This window comes from Neomoorella stamsii, assembly GCF_002995805.1.
Classification (GTDB): Bacteria; Bacillota; DSM-521; order Neomoorellales; family Neomoorellaceae; genus Neomoorella; species Neomoorella stamsii.
In genome coordinates, this window is record NZ_PVXL01000021.1 from 130908 (window position 1) to 150564 (window position 19657).

A 19657-nucleotide genomic window follows, 5' to 3' on the forward strand; every position below is an offset into this window, starting at 1 on the left:
GCCCATAGAAGAGGTTGCTTATGCTATTAAAAACCATTGGGATGGCGTTCTTAATATGAAGCCAATGTCGGTGGTCTGTATCCTGCCGGGGAAGGGGCGGGATACGACGGAGGCATTGTCTCCGCCGCCGACGGCATGAAGGCGGCCGAAGCCATTATCAGCCGCTACCGGCCATAGAAATGACCTGTAGTAAATTAATTCCTAACACAGGCCAGTAAAAAGTGGCCATAATTAAAGTAATTATAATGGCCATAATTACCGTGGCCGTACCAGCTTTCAAGGTATCGAACATGGTATAATAACCGGTAGCATAAGAAACAAGCAGGGAGGGAGACTGGATTGGTAAAAAAAAGCACAAATCGGTACCCACTACAGAGAGTAGGCCGAGCCAAACAGGATTCATGTGTAATGCAGAAGCGATTTCAAAAGTCAATGGCAGGGTAACCGCCATGGCCCCTAAGACATTATTAAAACCTAGCCTGATTACTACGGCCACAATAATTATGGTTAAACCTGCAAGATAAGAATTATCTCCCATTACAAACACCAGAGCTATTTGCGCAAACCAGTTGATAACTCCGGTACTTTTTAAACTTGCGGCCATAGCCAGGCTTGAAGCAAAGATAGCGACCGTTCCCCATTCAACTTTAGCCATAGCTTCCTTCCAAGAATGAAGCTCCAGGCCAGGGAAGAAAGTAAGGGCGGCAATTATTAAAGCCGTTAATGCCACCGGCAGGTGATGGGTATTAGTGGTTATCCATAACAAAATCATGAAGGCGAATAAAGAAGCGACTTTTTTTTCAGCAACGGACAATGGCCCCATTGTTTTTAAACGTTCATCAATATAAGTAAGAGCACTTTTCATCTCCTCTTTTTCCGGTGGAAAGATCCAGAGAAGAACAGGCAAAATCAAAAATGAGATTAGAGCAGCACCGGGCAACATATATACCAGCCAGGTTATATAATTCCATTTGTATCCAGCCGCCTTTTGAAATAAACTTGCAGCATATATTATAGAAGGTGCGCCTGTTATTACAGCATTAGAAAATATTATTGAAACAAAAGATAAAGATAAAAAAATAGATTTGGCGATATTGCTACCCGGCTTTAAATGCATAGCTTTAACCATGCCCAAGCATATTGGCACCATCAACGCCGTACGTCCGGCCGATGTAGGGATTAAAAAGGTCATGATCATTGCCGTAAAAATCGCCATAAAAATGGTTAACCTGATCTTGCCTTTGGCTAAACGGAGCAAGCTAAGGGCTATACGTTGATCAAGACCAGAGTTGCTCATCGCTATTGAAAGAATAAAAATTGAGACCAGCAATATACAGGAAGAATCAGAGAAACCCGCAATACTTTCTTCAAAGGGAATAACACCCATTACAGGTAATAAAATTAGTATAAGAATAGATGTAAGTGCCGGAGGTAAAATTTCTGTTATCCATAGTACAAGTGCAAAAAAAACTATTAATAGACTTTTGTAACCATTTATGCTTAGTTCAAAAGGCGGGGGTAATAGCGAACTTAAATATAAGGCTATTATAAGAGGAATTAAGAAATATTTTTTCCTTAGATTTATAGATGATATAAGGGTTAATCTATTTATACCCATGATAAAAACCACCTAACAATTAAAAAATAAAAAACCAACTGTAAATCCCCTGGCGATACAGCTGGTTTTAATTTACGCTAAAATGGTATGGGCTAACATACCATAGTAAATTAACAGCCAGTATAGTGAAAAAAAGTATTTTCATTTTATACGTTAAGAAGGAATCTGCATATTTAACCCAGAGGTCGACCTTATTTTCCTAAATTTATCCTTTTTATCTTGATTGTATAATGAATATTTACGATATAGATCTTTTAAAGCAGCTATGACAGCATTTTTGGAAGTTCCAAAATACCTCTCGTTTATTTCGGCTACAATATCATCAATTCCTTGTTCCAGGCAGTAGCCAATTAACAGGGAACTAATAAATGCTCGACCGTGTTCGTTTGCTAAAGTACAGGAAGCCCGGATAATAACATTAGAATCTGGTTCGATTTCTACAGAAACTGTACATAAATCATACATATTTTTTGCGGGTACACCCTGGGGAAACTTGGATTGACCTGTGAAAAAGAGAAGTTGTTTCATTTAAGATAACCCTCCTTTCATTTCCCTGTAAAATATCCCCATTCTTTGTAAAAAGCAAATGAGTTAATCCTGTCTTTATGCCTTAATAAAAATAATATTCTACGGATGTTTATTAAAATCCTTCTTCTATTCAATATAAGAAGAAAAAATATTTAGAGGGAAAATTCGTGGCCTCATATCTTGACAGATAGCTTTATCTTTAATAAAATAAGTATTAGGTAAGGTAGAAGTTTGAATAATAAAAACAAATAACAGCTGAGTTTTTGCTTAGGGCATAGTAATTTATACTATGCAAAAACGGCAAAAAAAGCCAGCTGGTATCGGGGGATACTAGGTGGCTTTTTTATTTTAATTAGAGGTGCTAAAACTTATAGGAGCAGAAGGTGATGAAAAAACATGGAAGAAGTATTAGGAATTATTGGATTCGGGGAAGTGGGTTATAGTTTTGCTAAAGGTTTAAAGCAATCTGGTTTACAGGATATTTTAGCATATGACAAATATTGGAATCAACCACCATATAGTGAACTTATTCAGAAAAGAGCTCGAGAAGCAGGAATAAACCTAGTTACTGAAATAAAAGAGTTAGTAGAAAAAAGTGGTATTATCATTGCTGCCGTGGCTACTTCGGTGGCTAAAGAAGTAGCAATAGAAGTAGCTAAGTGGTTAGCGGAGGGGCAGATTTACATAGATGTAAGTTCTTCAAGTCCTGCTTTAAAAAAGGAACTTAACAATATAATACTTACAACTGGAAGTAAATTTGTAGACGTGGCCATTGTAGGTCCTATTCCTCTTTTCGGTCATAAAGTGCCTATGTTAGCTTGTGGTACAGGGGCTGAAATTTTTAAAGAAAATTTTTCTAAATATGGTATGGATATTACAGTTATTGGTAAGACGCCTGGCCAGGCTGCTATTATAAAAATGTTAAGAGGCGTTTTGACAAAAGGAATGCAAGCATTATTTTTGGAAATGTTACATGCTACCCATAAATATGGTATTGATGAACAAATGTTGAATTCAATTGCAGACACATTTAGTAAAGAAACATTTATCCAAACAGCCAACCGCTTTGTAACGACTGTTTCTATCCATGCTGCCCGGCGTGCAGATGAGATGGATGAAGTAATTAGAACGTTAAAGGAAATAGGGATTGAACCTATTATGACTGAAGCAACTAAAAAACGGCTGGAATGGTGTGCTAACTTAGGTTTAAAAGAATATTTTCAAGGGAAAACCCCAGCTTCTTATAAAGAGGTATTAAATGCTATACAGTTAAAAACCGAAGGGATATAAATGCAAGTGTAAGGGAGTCTATAATTATGGCGAAAAGCAATTATAGTTACCAATCAGTGAAGCAGTTTTGTATTGAAGCTTTTAGGGCTATAGGAGTACCAAACGATGAAGCTGAATTAGTTAGTGACTCTTTAGTTTGGGCAAATTTAAGAGGAATTGATTCTCATGGTGTCTTTCGTATACCCATCTATATTGATAGGATTAAGAATGGTTTAGTAAGGCCTGTAGCAAAGTTCATGGTTGTAAATGAAACAAAGATAGCGGTGGTAATTGATGCTGGAAATAGCCTTGGGCAAGTAATTGCCTGCAAAGCAATTAAAATTTGTATAGAGAAAGCGCAGCAGCATGGAATAGGTATAGCAGTTATTAGGAATACTAACCATTTTGGAGCAGCTTCGTACTTTACCAGCAAAATAGCTGCCGAAAACTATATTGGTGTTGCCCTTAGTAATGCTCCCCCGGCCATAGCACCCTGGGGCGGGTGTAAAGCTTTGCTCGGGACTAACCCTATTTCTGTTGCTATTCCGGCTGGTAAATATGGTATGGTGGTATTAGATATGGCCACAAGCAATGTGGCCAGAGGGAAAATCCGTATAGCAGCAGCTCAGGGGCAAAGTATCCCCCCTGACTGGGCTTTTGATAGCGATGGCCAGGTGACAACTGACCCCCACAGAGCTTTAAAAGGGACACTATTTCCTTTAGGTGGACCTAAGGGTTACGGCCTAGCCTTAATGGTAGATATTTTCAGTGGAGTTTTGAGTGGGGCTGCCTATGCTGACTTAATCACGCCTATGTACCTGGAAGAACCAATAGAAGAAAAAAGAAATATTGGCAACTTTCTTTGTGCCTTAGATCCAGGAATATTCCTTCCTCAGCAAGAATTTATTAAACGAATGGAGGATCTCTGTTTCAGGATTAAAGAATCACCCCTGGCGGAAGGGAAAGAAAAAATATATTTGCCGGGTGAAATTGAACAAGAAAAAATGGAAAAATACATGCGAGAGGGAATTCCCTTAGAAGAAACATTGGTCTCTAAGTTAATAACAATAGCCAGTCAACTGGGCGTAACAACCATACCCGTAAAAATTTTTAAATGACTTAGCATCTGGATTATATCATAGCAAGGAGGATAAAAAGTGACACAAACGTCAAAAAGGACAGCAAAAATTATGCAAGGAAATGATGCTTGTGTAGAAGCTGCATTACTTGTCGGTTGCCGTTTTTTTGCCGGTTATCCAATCACTCCAGCTAGTGAAATCGCGGAGGGCATGGCTCGGCGTTTACCATTAGTTGGGGGGGTTTTCGTTCAAATGGAAGACGAAATAGCTTCAGTGATAGCTATCGTTGGCGCTTCTTGGGGAGGTTGGAAAGCCATGACCGCTACAAGCGGGCCTGGTTTCTGCCTAATGCAAGAGGGGATAGGTATGGCAGCAATTACTGAGACTCCTTGCGTTATCGTAAATGTTCAGCGGGGTGGTCCAGCCTCAGGTCAGTCTACCGCACCGTCCCAAGGGGATGTTTTTCAGGCCAGGTATGGTTCTAATGGTGACTACGCAATTATTGCCCTTGCACCTTCTACTTCTCAAGAGATGTTTGATTTAACAGTAAAAGCCTTTAATCTTTCCGAGAAATATCGCGTACCAGTGATTATCCTTTCTGATGAAATAGTAGCGCACACGAGGGAAAAAGTTTTCATTCCGGCGGTGGAAGAATTGGAAATAATTAACCGCAAGAAGCCGACTGTACCACCAGAAGGATTTTTAACGTTTAAACCAGATACTGATGGTATACCTCCTATGCCAAAGTTTAATACGGGTTATAAACTTTGTGTTACAACGCAATTACACCAAGAAAATGGTTTTCGAGCTAATCCTCAAGTAGGTGCGGCCCTTATCCAAAGATTGACTGGTAAAGTCGAAAACAATGCCGATACTATATGTGAAGTAGATGAATTCTATACTGAAGACGCTGAAATGGTAGTGATTGCCTATGGTTCGGTTGCTCGTTCGGCTATTAGAGCCGTTAGAGATGCTAGGTCAGAGGGCAAAAAGGTTGGAATGTTGAAGCTTAAAACTCTTTGGCCTTTTCCTGCCAATAAGATACGTTCTATAGCTGCCCGCTCAAAGAAAATTATTGTCCCAGAAATGAATACGGGCCGCATGGTCCTCGAAGTAGAGCGTATAAGTGGTGGACTTTGCTCAGTAGAATCCCTACCGAAGCTTGGGGGTAGGTGCCACACACCGGGAGAGATTTATGCAGCTATAAAGGAGGATATAGATAATGCATAGTCTGGCGAAACGAGTTTTACGAACAGAACAATTTCCTCTCCTTTTTTGTCCAGGATGCGGTAACGGGGTCGTTTTGCAGATGGTAGCTCGTGCCATCGATGAGCTTGAAATTCTCAATCAAACATGTACAGTTGGAGCAATTGGGTGTAGTAGTTGGATTGCAACATACTTTAACGTTGATTTTATGAAAGTACTTCATGGACGAACCTTACCTGCTGCTATTGCTTTAAAATTAACAGATCCTTTAAGAAAAGTTATTGTTTTTACGGGAGATGGCGACTGCGTCGGTATCGGCGGTAACCATTTTATTCATGCGGCCCGTAAAAATATCGACTTAACCGTTATTATGGTCAACAACCAAATCTACGGTATGACCGGGGGCCAGGTAGCCCCGACTACCCCTACCGGCGCTACGACGATGACTTCTCCTTATGGCAAAATAGAACCCCCTATAGATGCGTGTGAAATAGCTAAAGCAGCCGGTGCTACTTTCATTTCTAGATGGACCACAATTCATCCCAGACAGTTACTAAAAGCCATCAAAAAAGCAATTCAGCATCCGGGTTTTGCTTTTATAGAAGTGGTCAGTCAGTGTCCAGTTCAAACCGGCAGGTACATTAGAGGTAGTGGTGACCCCCTTGAACTCGCAGGTTGGATCCAAAAAAATTGCCTTAGCCAGGCTAAAATGGCTAAATTAAGCCCTCAAGAAAAAGAAGGTAAAATTCTTATTGGTGACTTTGTAGAGGAAATAAAACCTGAATATGCTACTCAAACCTATGAATTAATACATCGACTTAAAAAGTATTCTTGTAATCAACAAGTTTAACAAGACCCTTCTATTTCATATCAGGGGGAAAAACAAATGCCAAGAATTACTATAAACATTGATCCCAATCTCTGTAAAGGCTGTAAATTATGTATTGCCAACTGTCATCGTGACGTTTTTGAAATGTCTACAGAAAGGGGTAAGCTAGGTTATCTTATGCCTATGGCACTTCACCTCGAGAATTGCACCGCATGTCTTTTATGCGAGCTTACCTGCCCAGACATGGCAATAGAAGTATTAAGCCAATCATAAGGGGGAATAAAGATGCGTCAAGAACTTGTAGCTGCTGGCTTTGGCGGCCAGGGCATAATTTTATTGGGAATAACTGCTTGTGTAGCCGCTGGCTTATATGATGGAAAAATGGTTGCCCAAACTCAGTCCTATGGTCCCGCTTCCCGAGGCGGTGCCTGTCGTACTGATGTGGTAATAAGTGATGAAGAAATTGATTATGCTAAAGCATTGTCACCTGATGTCATGGTTCTTATGTCTGAACAGGCCCGAGATAGTTATCTTAGTGAAGTTAGGCCCCAGGAAAGTATAGTAATTATCGATAGCACTTTAGTAAAAGAAGTACCTAATGAAATCAGGAATGTCTATTATATTCCAGCGACAGAAATTGCCGAAATAAAGTTCGGTCAAAGCATGGTAGCCAATATGGTAATGCTAGGAGCTATTTCGGCTATCACGGAACTTTTTAGTTATGAGGCCCTCAAAGGAGCTATTAAAGATGTAGTAAATAACAAATTTATTGATGTTAACCTTAAAGCTTTAGCAGAGGGTTATGAATACGGCAAGTCTTTAGTAGGAGGCACAGTTTAATGCGTCTTTTTGAATATGAAGGCAAAAAAATCCTTAAAGATTATGGTTTAAAGATTCCTAAGGGGGAAATAGTTACCACGCCCACCGAAGCAGAAGCAGTAGCTAAGTATTTAGGCGGAAGGGTAGCAATTAAAAGTCAGGTTCTAGTAGGTGGCCGGGGTAAAGCGGGCGGCGTTCAGTTTGCTGATAACCCTGAAAAAGCGAAGAAAATTGCTGCAAGCCTTTTAGGGAGTACTCTTAAAGGTGAGGTAATTAAAAAGCTTTTAGTTGAAGAATGCTTAAAGATTAGACAAGAATATTACCTTGGACTTACCATTGACCCTGTAGCAGGACAGCCGTTATTAATGTTTTCCAGAGAAGGCGGAGTTGATATTGAGGAAGTTAACATCCGTACACCAGAAAAAATAGGCCGTATGCTTATCAACGTGTGTGAGGGATTACATCCTTATAGCGGACGCCAATTGGCGAGGCAAATGGGGATTACAGGTAAAGCATTGATAGATATAGGACTGGCAACTGCCGGGCTTTATCAGGCCTTTCGCGATTTCGATGCCATAATTGCTGAGATCAATCCCCTTGTTCTTACGGAAGAGGGCCTTTTAATTGCAGCAGACTCTAAATTTGAACTTGATGATGATGCTTTATACCGCCATCCTGATTTTACTGTTAATGACCGGATCGAGGGCGAGACGGATTTAGAGAAGCGAGCGCGCCAATTAGGTATAAAATATGTAGAGCTTGATGGTAATATCGGAATTGCTGGTAATGGTGCTGGTTTAATGATGACCACAGTTGATATGGTGGAGAGGTTTGGCGGGAAAGCGGCTAACTTTGTCGACGGAGGTGGCGCTGGCGCCAAGGGGGGGTCGGGCGAAGGTGCGATTAATTGGTGGGACAATATAATCCAGTTAGTGTTGGCTAATCCCAAAGTAAAGGTACTTTTATTCAATATGCTTAGCGGTAACAATCGCGGTGATGAAGTGGCGCAAGGTCTTATTCGTGGATTAAGAAATAGCCGTTCGGTGCCAGTAGTCATCCGCCTTTCGGGTACCAGACAGGAAGAGGGACGGGCTATCTTAAGACAAGCAGGATACACCTCCTATGACTCTATGGAAGAAGCAATTCAAGCAGCAGTAACATTGGCTCAGGAGGTAGACTAATAAGATGGCTATTATTTTGGATAGCAAAACAAAAGTAATTGTTCAAGGTATTACTGGTAAAGCTGGAAGCTATCACACTTTAGAAATGCTATGCCAGGGAACAAACGTTGTAGCTGGTGTTAGCCCCGGGAGAGGGGGGGAAAGGATAGATAGAATACCTATCTTTGATACGGTTGAGGAAGTAGTAGCTGCTTATCAACCTGATCTTTCGCTGATCCTTGTCCCGGCCAGATTTGCCAAAGACGCCGCCCTCGAAGCCATGGCTGCTGGAATTAAGACTGTTGTTGTAGTAGCCGAAGGAGTACCGATTCATGATAGTTTAGAAATGACGGCCAGAGCTCGCCAGTATGGTTCGACACTTCTAGGGCCCAATACACCAGGTATCTTTAGTCCTGGTCAGGCTAAGGCCGGGATTATGCCAACTAATGTTTTTAAACCGGGTCATATTGGCATTGTTTCTCGCAGTGGAACTTTATCGTACGAAACAGCCAGCGAGTTATCGCGAGCCGGGCTAGGCCAGAGTACTTTTGTCGGTCTCGGTGGGGATATGGTGCGAGGGACCTCCTTCATCGATATCCTTTCTCTGTTTAAAGACGATCCGGATACCCATGGTATAGTTATGATTGGCGAGATTGGTGGCTATCAGGAAGAGATGGCAGCCAAGTATATTCAAGAAAACGTTGCCAAACCAGTTATCGCCTTTATTGCTGGACGTAATGCCAAACCGGGTCGCCGTATGGGTCATGCTGGGGCAATAGTCATGGGCAAACTAGGTAGTTATGAAAGCAAAGTCCAGAATTTAAGAGAAGCTGGAATTCAGGTAGCTACTTCTCCCGGGGAGATCGCCCGTTTAATGGCCAAAGTCCTTTAAAGAGACTAGGGGGAAAAATATGGGATTTAAGGTTTTTCGTGATAGAGATTTTATTAGTGGGTTAGCTCTATTAATATTTGCAACTTGGGTATATATTGAAACGATGAAGATCCCAGCTACGGAAAAAATGATTTTAATGCGAGCAACTTTTTTTCCTTATTTAATTAGCCTGGGATTTTTCCTTGTGGGCTTAATTTTAGTAATGCTTCCTTATTATAGAAAAACAATAGATCTATTTGAATTAGGATCAACAACCACAGATATAAAGATCCTGCTAGTGTTTATAATAATAATCTTTATTTATTTATATGTACTAGAACTGTTAGGTTATTTTACGAGTACTATTTGTTTTCTGTTTGGTCTAATGCTACTTCTAGGTGTAAAGAATAAACTATATGCCTTCTTGCTTTCAGTTGGGATAACCTTAATTATATATCTTGCTTTCGGTTGGTTCTTAAAGGTACCTCTTCCAGAAGGAATCTTAAGTTTATAGTCAGGGGGACATAAAGATGATAGAGGCATTGGCTTCAGCAGCAAGTCAGGTATTTAGCCCGCTGGGCTTAATAATAATGTTCTTGGGGTCGATCATCGGTACAATAGTAGGAGCCCTGCCAGGCCTTACGGCTACTATGGCTGTAGCCGTACTGGTACCAATTACCTTTGGTATGTCTCCCGAATTGGCCATGATGCTCCTTTTGGGTATTTATTGTGGCGCCATGAATGGAGGCACCATTTCGGCAGTTTTAGTAAACGTACCGGGAACACCGGGAGCTATTATGACAGGCCTCGACGGATATGCTATGGCCCAACGAGGTGAGGGGGGTAAGGCAATAGGCATTGCCACTGTGGGTTCTTTTGTGGGTGGTATTTTTAGTAATATTGTTTTAATTATAGCCGCTCCCCTGCTGGCTATGATAGCACTTAAATTTGCTGCTCCTGAATACTTTGCCTTAGCTATATTTGGCTTGGCCGGTGTTGCCGCCTCTACTACCAAATCGCCTATTAAAGGAATTGCTTCGGTATTCTTAGGTCTTCTTATCTCTGTAATAGGTCTGGATCCTATGACTGGAGTGGAGCGCTTTACCTTCGGCAATCCTGAGATGCAGGGCGGATTAGATTTTGTACCAGTTATGATAGGTGTTTATGGTCTTGGGGAAGTCCTTATGCAAATACACGAATCTAAGTATGGCTATATGGTAACTCAAAAAATAAAAGGTGTTTTACCAACCTGGCAAGAAATAAAATCCCTGAAGACCATCTTTTTGCGTTCTTCTGTTATTGGTACAGCTATAGGAGCTCTGCCAGGGGAAGGTGCTACAGTTGCTGCCTTTTTAGCTTATACTGATGCCCGCCAGAACTCAAAACATCCGGAAAAGTTCGGAACAGGTGTTATTGAGGGTGTAGCTTCTTGTGAAACGGCTAATAACGCTGTTGTTGGTGGTAGCTTGATACCCACTTTGACTTTAGGAATACCCGGCAGTGGTACTATGGCTATACTTATGGGTGCTTTTATGATGCATAACATTATACCTGGCCCGATGCTTTTTAAAGAGAAACCAGAGTTAGTATATGCTATTTTTATGAGCCTGGCAATTAACAACTTATTCATGCTAATTATCGGCCTGGCTGGTGCCCGCATTTTTGCTCGCATGGTTTCAATCCCTATGAATATGCTCTTGCCTATTATTGGGGTATTGTGTATTATAGGTTCTTATGCAACCACCAACACTTATTTCAGTGTTCTGATTATGATTGTAACTGGTATTATAGGCTATATCATGCGCATCTTTGCTTTCCCATTAGTCCCCATGGTTTTAGGTGTTATTTTGGGTCCACTAGCAGAAGTAAGCTTACGGAGAAGCCTTTTAATGAGTGAAGGTTCCATGGCTATTTTCTTTATCAGGCCGGGTTCTCTGATTATCCTGCTTTTTACGGGGATTTACCTCTGCTGGCCTTATATTAAAAAAATCTTAATCAGGCCGGATGAGGTTAAGATAAATAGCTAAAAAATGTTTTATGGGGGTGGGGAATAAGAATATCATTCCAATTTCGCTTTCGTGAGAGTTAAAACACATATAAGGAGGTAAAGGCTAATGAGAAAGGTATGGAAGATTGCAATATTACTTTTAGCAATGGTTATGGTTTTTTCGGTTGCCTTGGCCGGGTGTAGTAAAGGTCAGCAAGCGGCGCCTTCAAAGGAGGGCAACAAAGAAGCACCGAAAGTGCAAGAGGTAAAATTTCCAACAAAACCTGTTAGTTTGATTATTCCTTTTAGTACAGGTGGCGGAACAGACGTTGCCGGTAGGCTTCTTGCCCAACTAACAGAAAAACACCTGGGACAATCGATTGTCCCGACAAATGTTGAAGGTGGCGCCAGCGCTACGGGGTTAACTCAATTGGCTAAGAGTAAAAATGATGGCTATACTATCGCTATGTGTACATCTACTATTCATACACTTAAACCTCAGGGACGTATGCCTTATTCGTCCCAGGACTTTGAGCCAATTATCGGTTTTCAGACTAACTCCCTTGCCATTGGCGTTAATACTACTAGTCAATTTAAAACACTTCAAGATTTAATCAACTTTGCTAAGAAAAATCCTGGTAAACTTAAAGTTGGAACAAGCAGTATTGGCAGTAATAATCATCTTGCAGGCCTAGCCTTTGAATTGGAAGCTGGGATCAAGTTATCGTTTATTCCCGATCCAGGTGGAGCAAATCAAGGAATTTTAGAAGTTGCAGGTGGCAATTTGGATGCAGCAATAGGTGGACCGCTGGAGTTTCTTTCCCAGTACAAAGCAGGACGAATACGTATTCTTGGTATAATGTCTGAAAAGAGATTAGATACTTTTCCTGATATTCCAACCTTTAAAGAACAGGGTGTAAATTTGGTGTTTGGAACTGAACGCTATATACTAGCGCCTAAAGGTACGCCAGAAGAAGTTATCAAAATCCTTCATGATGCCTTCAAGAAGGGCATGGAGGACCCAAAGTGGAAGGAATATATTAAAACATCAGGGTCAGAAGAATTTTATAAAAGTCATTCTGAAGCCAAAGCATATTTAAAAGAACGTGATGAATTTTATTATAAAATATTGGAGAGCTCGGGAATGTTAAAGAAATAAAACCAAACATAATCGAAATTACGTAATTTGATAGAGAGAGCCTTTTGAGCTTTTGCATTTATACAAAGGAGCTGGCCTCCTTAGAGGGCAAGGGGGCCAGCTCGGGTGGGTTGCTTGCGCTAGTCTAGGGTAAAGCCTAACGGCCCGCTACGCGGCCCTTGACCAGGGTTGCTCCCCGCTCAGGATTGGCTGCCAGAGACGGATGGAGAAGTTAAAAGCTGAAAACGCCCAGATTCGAATTGCTATCTTAAAACAGGAGAGAGGTATTTTTGTCCCTAACTAGGTTTCGCAAAAAATTTTCGGAGGAACTTGATATGGCCATTTAATGTAATGCGTGCTGCTAAAATACTGCAAGAACTTGTAGAGGAAGATTATGAACTAGATCTTGACAGATAACTTTTCTACTGTATAATAAATTATAAGTTACAATTAAATATTTTGTCGAGGAAGCTGAGTATTTGCTTAAAGCATATTTAGTATATGCTTTTGTAGCAGCAAATATGAGCCGGCGAGTATGTTTATATACGCGCCGGCTTTTGTTTTAAATTACCTTTTTTGGAGGTGATATATGGGCTACTACTCTCATGTTTTAAGGTTTTTATATTCTTATTAATCTAAAGGAAGGGGTTTTAGAAGGTGGCTGTTTATCCTGCTGATATGGAAATTTATAAAAACCGGTTTAGTACGGAAGAAATGCGGGCTATCTGGGATGAAGCCAACCTCCTTCAAAAACGTCTCGATGTAGAAGCTGCTGTAGCTAAAGCAGAATTAGAACTGGGAATTATACCTGAATGGGCTGCCAAAGAGATTATCGAAAAAGCCAATATTAATTATATAACTCCGCAATTGGCTTCCGAGTTCAAACATGGTTCTGATATTGTTGCGATGATTAAGGCTTGCGAGAAAGTTATGGGTGAGGCGGCAGAATATTTACATTTTGGTTTGACATCTCAAGATGTGTTGGAAACCTCTCTTGCCTTAGTTTTGAGAGAAACCTGGAAGGTTATTTTCAGAGATTTAAGGGTCCTGGAAGAAATTCTCTTAGACTTTGCTCAAAAATATAAGCTTTCAGTTATGCCTGGGAGGCCCCATGGCCAGTATGGAACGGTAACTACCTTTGGTTTTAAAGCGGCAATTTGGGCTACGGAAGTAAGACGAAATATCGAGCGGTTAAAAGAATTGAAGAAAAGGTTATTGGTAGGTAATCTAACTGGTGCCCATGGAAGTTTAGCTCCCTTGGTCCAGAAAGCTGGCCCGGGAATGGGTCTAAAAGTTCAACAAAGAGCCCTTGAATTACTTGGGCTTGTGCCAGCGGATATATGTACTCATCAATCTCGCGATCGCTTGACAGAGTTTGTATCAGTTTTAGCAATGATAGGTATAAGTCTTGAGAGAATTTGCAAAACCATTTTTGAACTCCATAGACCAGAAATATTCGAACTGGAGGGACCTTTTGTTGAAGGGGAGCAAGTTGACAGTAGTACGATGCCTCATCGCAGGGGTCCAAGTGGCGTTGACTGGGTAATGGGTTTTGTAAGGATTTTAAGAGGAAATGCTTTAGTTGGTATGGAAGTTGTTGTAGAGGATGAGCGCGATGCAGCAAGGTTGCCATTTGAACATGCTTCCTTACCGGAAAGTTGCCTTATTACCGCGGCGATCTTGCAATTTATGATTAAATATTTACGGGGATTAAAGGTTCACACAGAAAATATGGAAAAGGATGTAACAGAATATATGATTGGTCGCGGTCAGGGTGGACCGTTTATTCAAGGCGAGTGTATGTTATACACAGTAGCCGAAAAAACTGGTAAAAAGCAATCGGCTCACAAAATGGTTTATCGGGTAGCTCAAAAAGCTTTCCATGATAAAATGACCTTTAGAGAAGCCTTGTTAAACGATAAGGAAATAATGAGCTATTTAACGGTTGAAGAGATCGATGCGGCTTTAGATCCGCATAACTACTTAGGTGAAATCCCAATCGTGGTTGATAGTGTTGTGGCCAAAGTTAATGAAATGAGAAGGGCTGAAGAAGAGCTTCTAAATTAAATAATCTTTAATGCAAAATCCGGGAATATAAGTAAGGGCATAGAAAACCTACCATTTAAAGTGGTAGGCTGCCCTTTACTTTTCCCGGGTGGAAAAAATGATTATGGGGATGGAGACAATTTTAAAGGGGGGTGTAATATTTAGAGGGCTCAGGGGTGTTATTGAGAAAATGACATTTTATTCAGCGGGATTTAGTCTAAGTAAGAGTTGTTGCCAGTTTTTGCGAATGTACTAATGTTCGCAAACAGGCCCTCTGAAGCTCAAACAAAGACCGTTATATTTAATTAAAAGGGTGAGGTTTATTTTAAAAAAGGAGGCTAACCCATGGTTAAATTAAAAAAAGTAAAACTTGTGGGATGCCTATTATTACTGGCGCTTACTTATTTTTTAGTAGCCTGTGGGGGAACTAAAAATGAACCTCAAGTTAGCAAACAGACTAAACAGGAAGAACCCCAAAAAGATAATACTGCTAGTAACTATCCTAATAAACCTATAACTATGGTGGTTTGGACGAGTCCGGGGTCACCAGTTGATGTTACTGGCCGGCAATTAGCAAAAATAGGTGAAAAGTATTTCAAACAATCCATTCCTGTAATTAACAAAACTGGTGGTAGCGGTGCGGTAGCAATGGCTTATGTCCAATCGCAACCTGCTGACGGTTATACTTTACTAATGACCACTTCGTCTATGGTAACAAGTATGGCCGGCGGCGAGGTTGAATTTACTCCCGATGATTTTGACTATATTATCAGAGTGGCTAAGGATCCGTATGTTATAGCCGTGAGGACTGAAAGTCCATTTAAAACTTTAAAAGATCTTGTCGATTATGCTAAAAAGAATCCTGGGAAGATTCAGATGGCAGGAGGTTTAACCGGCGGAGCCCAACACGTTTCCAATATACTTTTACAGAAAGCTGCCGGTATAGAATTAACTTGGGTACCCTTCGAAGGACAGGCGGATGCTGTTGCCGCTTGCTTAGGGGGGCATGCTGATGCGGTGCAAGGAAATTCCAACAATATTAAACCACAAGTAGAAGCAGGCAAATTGAGGGTTATTGGGGTATCAGGAGATAAACGTTTGGATGATTTTCCGGATGCTCCTACTTATAAAGAATTGGGCTATGATCGTGAAGACTATTTGTGGCGGGGCGTTATGTTAAAGGGTGGGACTCCGTCAGAAATTATAGCAAAACTACGGGCTACCTTTAAACAAATTTATGAGGATCCGGAATTCCAAACCTATTTAAAGAACACCAATCAAATACCGGGATATGTTGAACCTGCCCAGATGAAAGATTTGATCAAGAAAGAAGTTGAGGAAACTAGGTCGACTCTAATTGAATTAGGGGTTATAAAAAAGAAATAAAAAATCAATTCATCCTGGTAAGGCCCATAATAGAATTATGGGCCTTACCAGGGGAGAGGAACTATGAGAGAGAGGGTGATAGTTTTGCCTGATAAACATTTTTACGAAGAACTAGTTGAAATATCTAAGGAATTATACTTAAGGGCATTAAAAATAATCCCGCCGGATGTAAGGGCCGCACTTGTAAAGGCTTATGAAAGTGAAGAATCCGAACGGGGGAAAAACATATTGGGAGTAATACTTAAAAATATAGAGGTTGCGGAACAAAACGATCTCATAATCTGCCAGGATACAGGTACACCCATCTTTTTGGTAAATTTACCCCAAGAAATAGATTTAAATTTAACCTCTTTTAAGGATTCATTAGTAGCCGGGGTTAGGAAAGCTACAACCGAGCATCCTTTTAGATCAAGCATAGTCTCCCCCCTTACTCGTAAAAATAACCAGGATAGTACCGGATACAGGATCCCTGTATTTCACTTTGAATATAAAAATGATGCTGATGATAAAAGTATTGATATTTTAATGATACCTAAGGGGTCAGGCTCGGAAAATATGAGTTACTTAAAGATGTTGACTCCTGCTGAGGGTATAAAGGGAATTAAAAAATTTGTTCTTCAAAGTATAATGGAAACAGGTGCCAATCCATGTCCCCCTTATATTGTTGGCATAGGACTGGGTGGAACCTCAGATTTATGCATGATTAATGCTAAAAAAGCAGCAGTAAGAGAAGTAGGCTCTCATAATGGTAATCAGGAAATAGCTGAACTAGAAACAGAATTATTTACCATGATTAATAGTTTGGGCTTTGGTCCTATGGGTTTAGGGGGCAAGAATACCTGCCTCGCAGTACACATTGAAGAAGCTTACACTCATATTTCGCAAAATCCAGTTGGAATTAATATTCAATGCTGGGCTGCGCGGAGATCTCGCGCTAAGATTGATCCCCACGGCAATGTGGAGTATGGATTTTAATTATGGAATGAAGAGGTGATTTTTCATTGAAACTATATAATATTAATCTGCCTCTGGCAAAAGATGATCCTATTGTCTCGCAATTAAGAGTTGGCGATATGGTCCAGATAAACGGGTACATCTTCGGCGTAAGGGATGCAACCTTGATCAGGATCTTTGATAAAAAAGTGCCTCCACCAACTAGCTTACAGGGTGGGGCCTGCTTGCATACAGCTCCGAGTGTTAAAAAGATTGGTGAGGGAAAATACGAAAAAGTTTGCGTAGGGACAACAACAAGTACCAGAATGAGCCGTTTTACTGAAGGGTTACTTGGAACTTATGGCGTAAACTTTATAATTGGCAAAGGCGGCTTGTATCGTGACGGGGTAGAGGCCCTGAAAAAGTATGGGGGTTGTTATCTTTCAATTGTTGGTGGCGCTGCTGCCTTGGAGACAACCCAAATAGAAGAAATCGAAGAAGTATGGTGGGAAGATTTAATGCCCGAGTGTTTGTGGAAATTCCGTGTCAAGGATTTTGGTCCTTTAATTGTATCTATTGATTCCCATGGCGGGAACCTTTATACGGAAGTTAAAGCAAAAGCTGAGGCTACTTTAAAGGAACTATTTATTATCAAGGAATTAGTTTGATTTAATTGTGGTTTATATTATTATAGTATTTAGTATCCTTCTATGATAAACTAACCCTGACCTCCCTTTTCCGAACTGGAAGAACCCCAAAAGCGGCGAGGGAGGTCAGGGCTAAAGTTTTTAACTTATTTATGGGAGGTATAGTTATGCCCATGTGGGTAGGGGAAACTATCATCTCTGTCGCCTTAATTATTTTGTCAATGTTTTTTTTAATTTATAGTAACGACTTTCCGAAAGCCATTAACCCGGCCGATGTGGGACCAGCAGCATTTCCCCGCCTTCTTTCAAGTCTGGTGATACTTTTTGCTTTGACTCAAATTGTTTTATCCTTGAGGAAGAAAATAACAGATAAGATTAATATTAATGAGCCCTTATTAGTTATCCTGGGAATAGCCTTAAGTTTCCTTTACCCTATTTTAATATCATCTTTTGGCTACTTTTATGTCACACCCTTCTTTTTGATAATACTCATACTTTTACTTGGCAATAAAAACTGGATCCATATTCTGGGTGTGGGGATAGGTTTTACTTTATTTATTTACCTTGTGTTTTACAGATTTCTCCAAGTAAGCCTTCCTGTTTGAACCTAAAAAGGAGGATTTTATTATGTGGCAAAATCTCCTTATGGGTATAAGCCTTGTTTTTCAACCGACTAATTTTTTAGCTATCCTGGCAGGAACCATTGTCGGCTACTTTGTCGGTGCTATGCCGGGTCTGACTCCCACTATCGGTATTGCTCTTTTAATCCCTTTTACTTTTGGGATGGACCCGACTGCCAGCCTGGTAATGCTAGTAGCCCTCTACATGGCTGCGGAGTATGGTGGCGGGATAACGGCTATTCTTATCAATACCCCGGGGACGGCAGCAGCTGCTGCTACAGCTATCGAGGGTTATCAGCTTACTAAACAAGGTAAGGCTGGTAAAGCCTTAGGAATGTCGATAATAGCCTCAGCTTTTGCCGTTTTGGTTGGCACCATTCTTATGATTTTTACTAGCATTCCATTAGCTAATTTTGCTTTAGACTTTGGGGGGCCAGAATATTTTGCCCTCGCTGTTTTAGGCTTAACAATGGTTGCTGGATTGTCAGGAGATTCCTGGCTTAAAGGCTTTCTGATGGCTGCTTTCGGGCTCTTAATTACCACCATAGGCATTGATACTTTTACTGCCACCAAACGTTACGTATTTATGCCAGATTTAATGGAAGGTATTCCCTTTGTACCCAGCCTCTTAGGCCTGTTTGCTATTTCGGAAGTTTTTATCATGTTCGAGGAAACCAAATTGGGTCAAGGAATTGTAGAAAAATTTACTGGTGGACTGCCAACGTGGCAAGAGATTAAAGCTTCTTTTATGGCTATGCTCAGAGGAACAATTATTGGTTATATAATGGGTGTTATACCTGGTGCGGGGGCGACTATTGCTTCGTTTATCGCTTATAATGAAGAAAAAAGAGTTTCCAAACATCCGGAAAAATATGGTACAGGGGTAATTGAAGCTGTGGCCAGTGTTGAAGCGGCCAACAATTCTGCAGTTAATGGTGCCTTGGTGCCTTTATTAACATTGGGTATACCGGGTTCGGCCAGTGCGGCTATTCTCATCGGGGCGCTGATGATCCATGGGCTGCAACCAGGTCCTTTGCTTTTTACCAGAAACCCTGAAATTCCCTATAGCATCTTTGCCTCTCTGCTAGTGGGTACACCCATTATGCTGGCAATTGGTCTTTTAGGCGTTAACATGTGGGGTAAAGTAACTTTAGTACCCCGGAGTATAATGGCGGCAGTAATTTTAGGTATTTGTGTGGTGGGTGCTTATACTTTTGGGAATAGCATGTTTCCGGTGTGGATAGCTTTGATTTTTGGTGTTATCGGTTATATTTTACGTAAATTTGGTTTTCCTACCGCACCGATTGTTCTGGCAATGGTTTTAGGATTTATGGCGGAGACTAATTTCCGCCGGGCATTAGTTATGGGCAAGGGGAGTTATGCTATCTTTTTCACCCGGCCCCTAAGCCTGGCAATATTGATAATTGCAGCTCTATCATTTAGCGCTCCTTTTATTCGTAAATGGTTAATGCAACGTTGAAGCTGGCCACACCTATGAAAGCGTGGAGGCGTGCTTCAGAG

19 protein-coding genes are annotated in these 19657 nt (G+C 40.8%); 17 read left to right on the top strand and 2 right to left on the bottom strand.

Translation table 11 applies throughout. From position 1 onward, the window contains the following. Positions 1–157: 157 nt before the first annotated feature. A complete protein-coding gene (locus tag MOST_RS02920) occupies positions 158–1618 on the bottom strand; it encodes an SLC13 family permease (protein ID WP_054936240.1) in 1461 nt (486 codons plus the stop codon). Between the two features lie 153 nt (positions 1619–1771). Continuing rightward, positions 1772–2146, bottom strand: coding sequence for a DUF3870 domain-containing protein (locus MOST_RS02925; protein WP_054936239.1), 375 nt, complete (start codon positions 2144–2146; stop codon positions 1772–1774). Positions 2147–2542: 396 nt separating this feature from the next. Here MOST_RS02925 and MOST_RS02930 point away from each other — a divergent pair, with 396 nt between their 5' ends. The 17 genes from MOST_RS02930 to MOST_RS03010 all read left to right on the top strand — a co-directional run bounded on the left by MOST_RS02930 (position 2543) and on the right by MOST_RS03010 (position 19616). Then, entirely contained in the window at positions 2543–3436 is an 894-nt protein-coding gene (locus tag MOST_RS02930) for a DUF1932 domain-containing protein (RefSeq protein WP_054936238.1), read from the top strand. A 26-nt stretch (positions 3437–3462) separates the two neighbouring features. After that, positions 3463–4533: an Ldh family oxidoreductase gene (locus MOST_RS02935; RefSeq protein WP_054936237.1), complete on the top strand. Its 1071-nt coding sequence runs from the start codon at positions 3463–3465 to the stop codon at positions 4531–4533. A 39-nt stretch (positions 4534–4572) separates the two neighbouring features. After that, positions 4573–5724: a 2-oxoacid:acceptor oxidoreductase subunit alpha gene (locus MOST_RS02940; protein WP_244266993.1), complete on the top strand. Its 1152-nt coding sequence runs from the start codon at positions 4573–4575 to the stop codon at positions 5722–5724. Beyond that, the gene (locus MOST_RS02945; RefSeq protein WP_054936236.1) at positions 5717–6550 is read left to right on the top strand and encodes a thiamine pyrophosphate-dependent enzyme; all 834 of its coding nucleotides are present in this window, start codon (positions 5717–5719) and stop codon (positions 6548–6550) included. Before MOST_RS02940 ends, MOST_RS02945 begins: the two co-directional genes overlap by 8 nt. Positions 6551–6586: 36 nt before the next feature. Next, positions 6587–6802 (top strand): 4Fe-4S dicluster domain-containing protein, encoded by a 216-nt coding sequence (locus tag MOST_RS18410; RefSeq protein WP_083476536.1) that lies wholly within the window; start codon positions 6587–6589, stop codon positions 6800–6802. Between the two features lie 12 nt (positions 6803–6814). Next, a complete protein-coding gene (locus MOST_RS02955; protein WP_054936235.1) occupies positions 6815–7369 on the top strand; it encodes a 2-oxoacid:acceptor oxidoreductase family protein in 555 nt (184 codons plus the stop codon). Then, positions 7369–8529 (top strand): ADP-forming succinate--CoA ligase subunit beta, encoded by a 1161-nt coding sequence (gene sucC, locus MOST_RS02960; protein WP_054936234.1) that lies wholly within the window; start codon positions 7369–7371, stop codon positions 8527–8529. Before MOST_RS02955 ends, sucC begins: the two co-directional genes overlap by 1 nt. 4 nt (positions 8530–8533) lie before the next feature. Next, the gene (gene sucD, locus MOST_RS02965) at positions 8534–9400 is read left to right on the top strand and encodes a succinate--CoA ligase subunit alpha (RefSeq protein ID WP_054936233.1); all 867 of its coding nucleotides are present in this window, start codon (positions 8534–8536) and stop codon (positions 9398–9400) included. 19 nt (positions 9401–9419) lie between these two features. Continuing rightward, positions 9420–9893: a tripartite tricarboxylate transporter TctB family protein gene (locus MOST_RS02970; RefSeq protein WP_054936232.1), complete on the top strand. Its 474-nt coding sequence runs from the start codon at positions 9420–9422 to the stop codon at positions 9891–9893. 16 nt (positions 9894–9909) lie between these two features. Next, positions 9910–11406, top strand: a complete 1497-nt coding sequence (locus MOST_RS02975; protein WP_054936231.1) for a tripartite tricarboxylate transporter permease — start codon at positions 9910–9912, stop codon at positions 11404–11406. Between the two features lie 87 nt (positions 11407–11493). Continuing rightward, positions 11494–12525 carry a Bug family tripartite tricarboxylate transporter substrate binding protein gene (locus tag MOST_RS02980; RefSeq protein ID WP_054936230.1) on the top strand — a complete coding sequence of 344 codons (1032 nt, stop codon included), beginning with the start codon at positions 11494–11496 and terminating at the stop codon, positions 12523–12525. A gap of 636 nt (positions 12526–13161) precedes the next feature. Continuing rightward, positions 13162–14571, top strand: coding sequence for a lyase family protein (locus MOST_RS02985; RefSeq protein ID WP_054936229.1), 1410 nt, complete (start codon positions 13162–13164; stop codon positions 14569–14571). A 324-nt stretch (positions 14572–14895) separates the two neighbouring features. Next, positions 14896–15936: a Bug family tripartite tricarboxylate transporter substrate binding protein gene (locus MOST_RS02990; protein WP_054936228.1), complete on the top strand. Its 1041-nt coding sequence runs from the start codon at positions 14896–14898 to the stop codon at positions 15934–15936. A 63-nt stretch (positions 15937–15999) separates the two neighbouring features. Next, positions 16000–16911, top strand: a complete 912-nt coding sequence (locus MOST_RS02995) for a fumarate hydratase (protein ID WP_054936227.1) — start codon at positions 16000–16002, stop codon at positions 16909–16911. 26 nt (positions 16912–16937) lie between these two features. Beyond that, positions 16938–17537 (top strand): FumA C-terminus/TtdB family hydratase beta subunit, encoded by a 600-nt coding sequence (locus tag MOST_RS03000; RefSeq protein WP_054936226.1) that lies wholly within the window; start codon positions 16938–16940, stop codon positions 17535–17537. 146 nt (positions 17538–17683) lie between these two features. Beyond that, a complete protein-coding gene (locus MOST_RS03005) occupies positions 17684–18121 on the top strand; it encodes a tripartite tricarboxylate transporter TctB family protein (RefSeq protein WP_054936225.1) in 438 nt (145 codons plus the stop codon). A gap of 22 nt (positions 18122–18143) precedes the next feature. Next, on the top strand, positions 18144–19616 hold the full coding sequence (locus MOST_RS03010) for a tripartite tricarboxylate transporter permease (protein ID WP_054936224.1): 1473 nt from the start codon (positions 18144–18146) through the stop codon (positions 19614–19616). Positions 19617–19657: the final 41 nt, after the last annotated feature.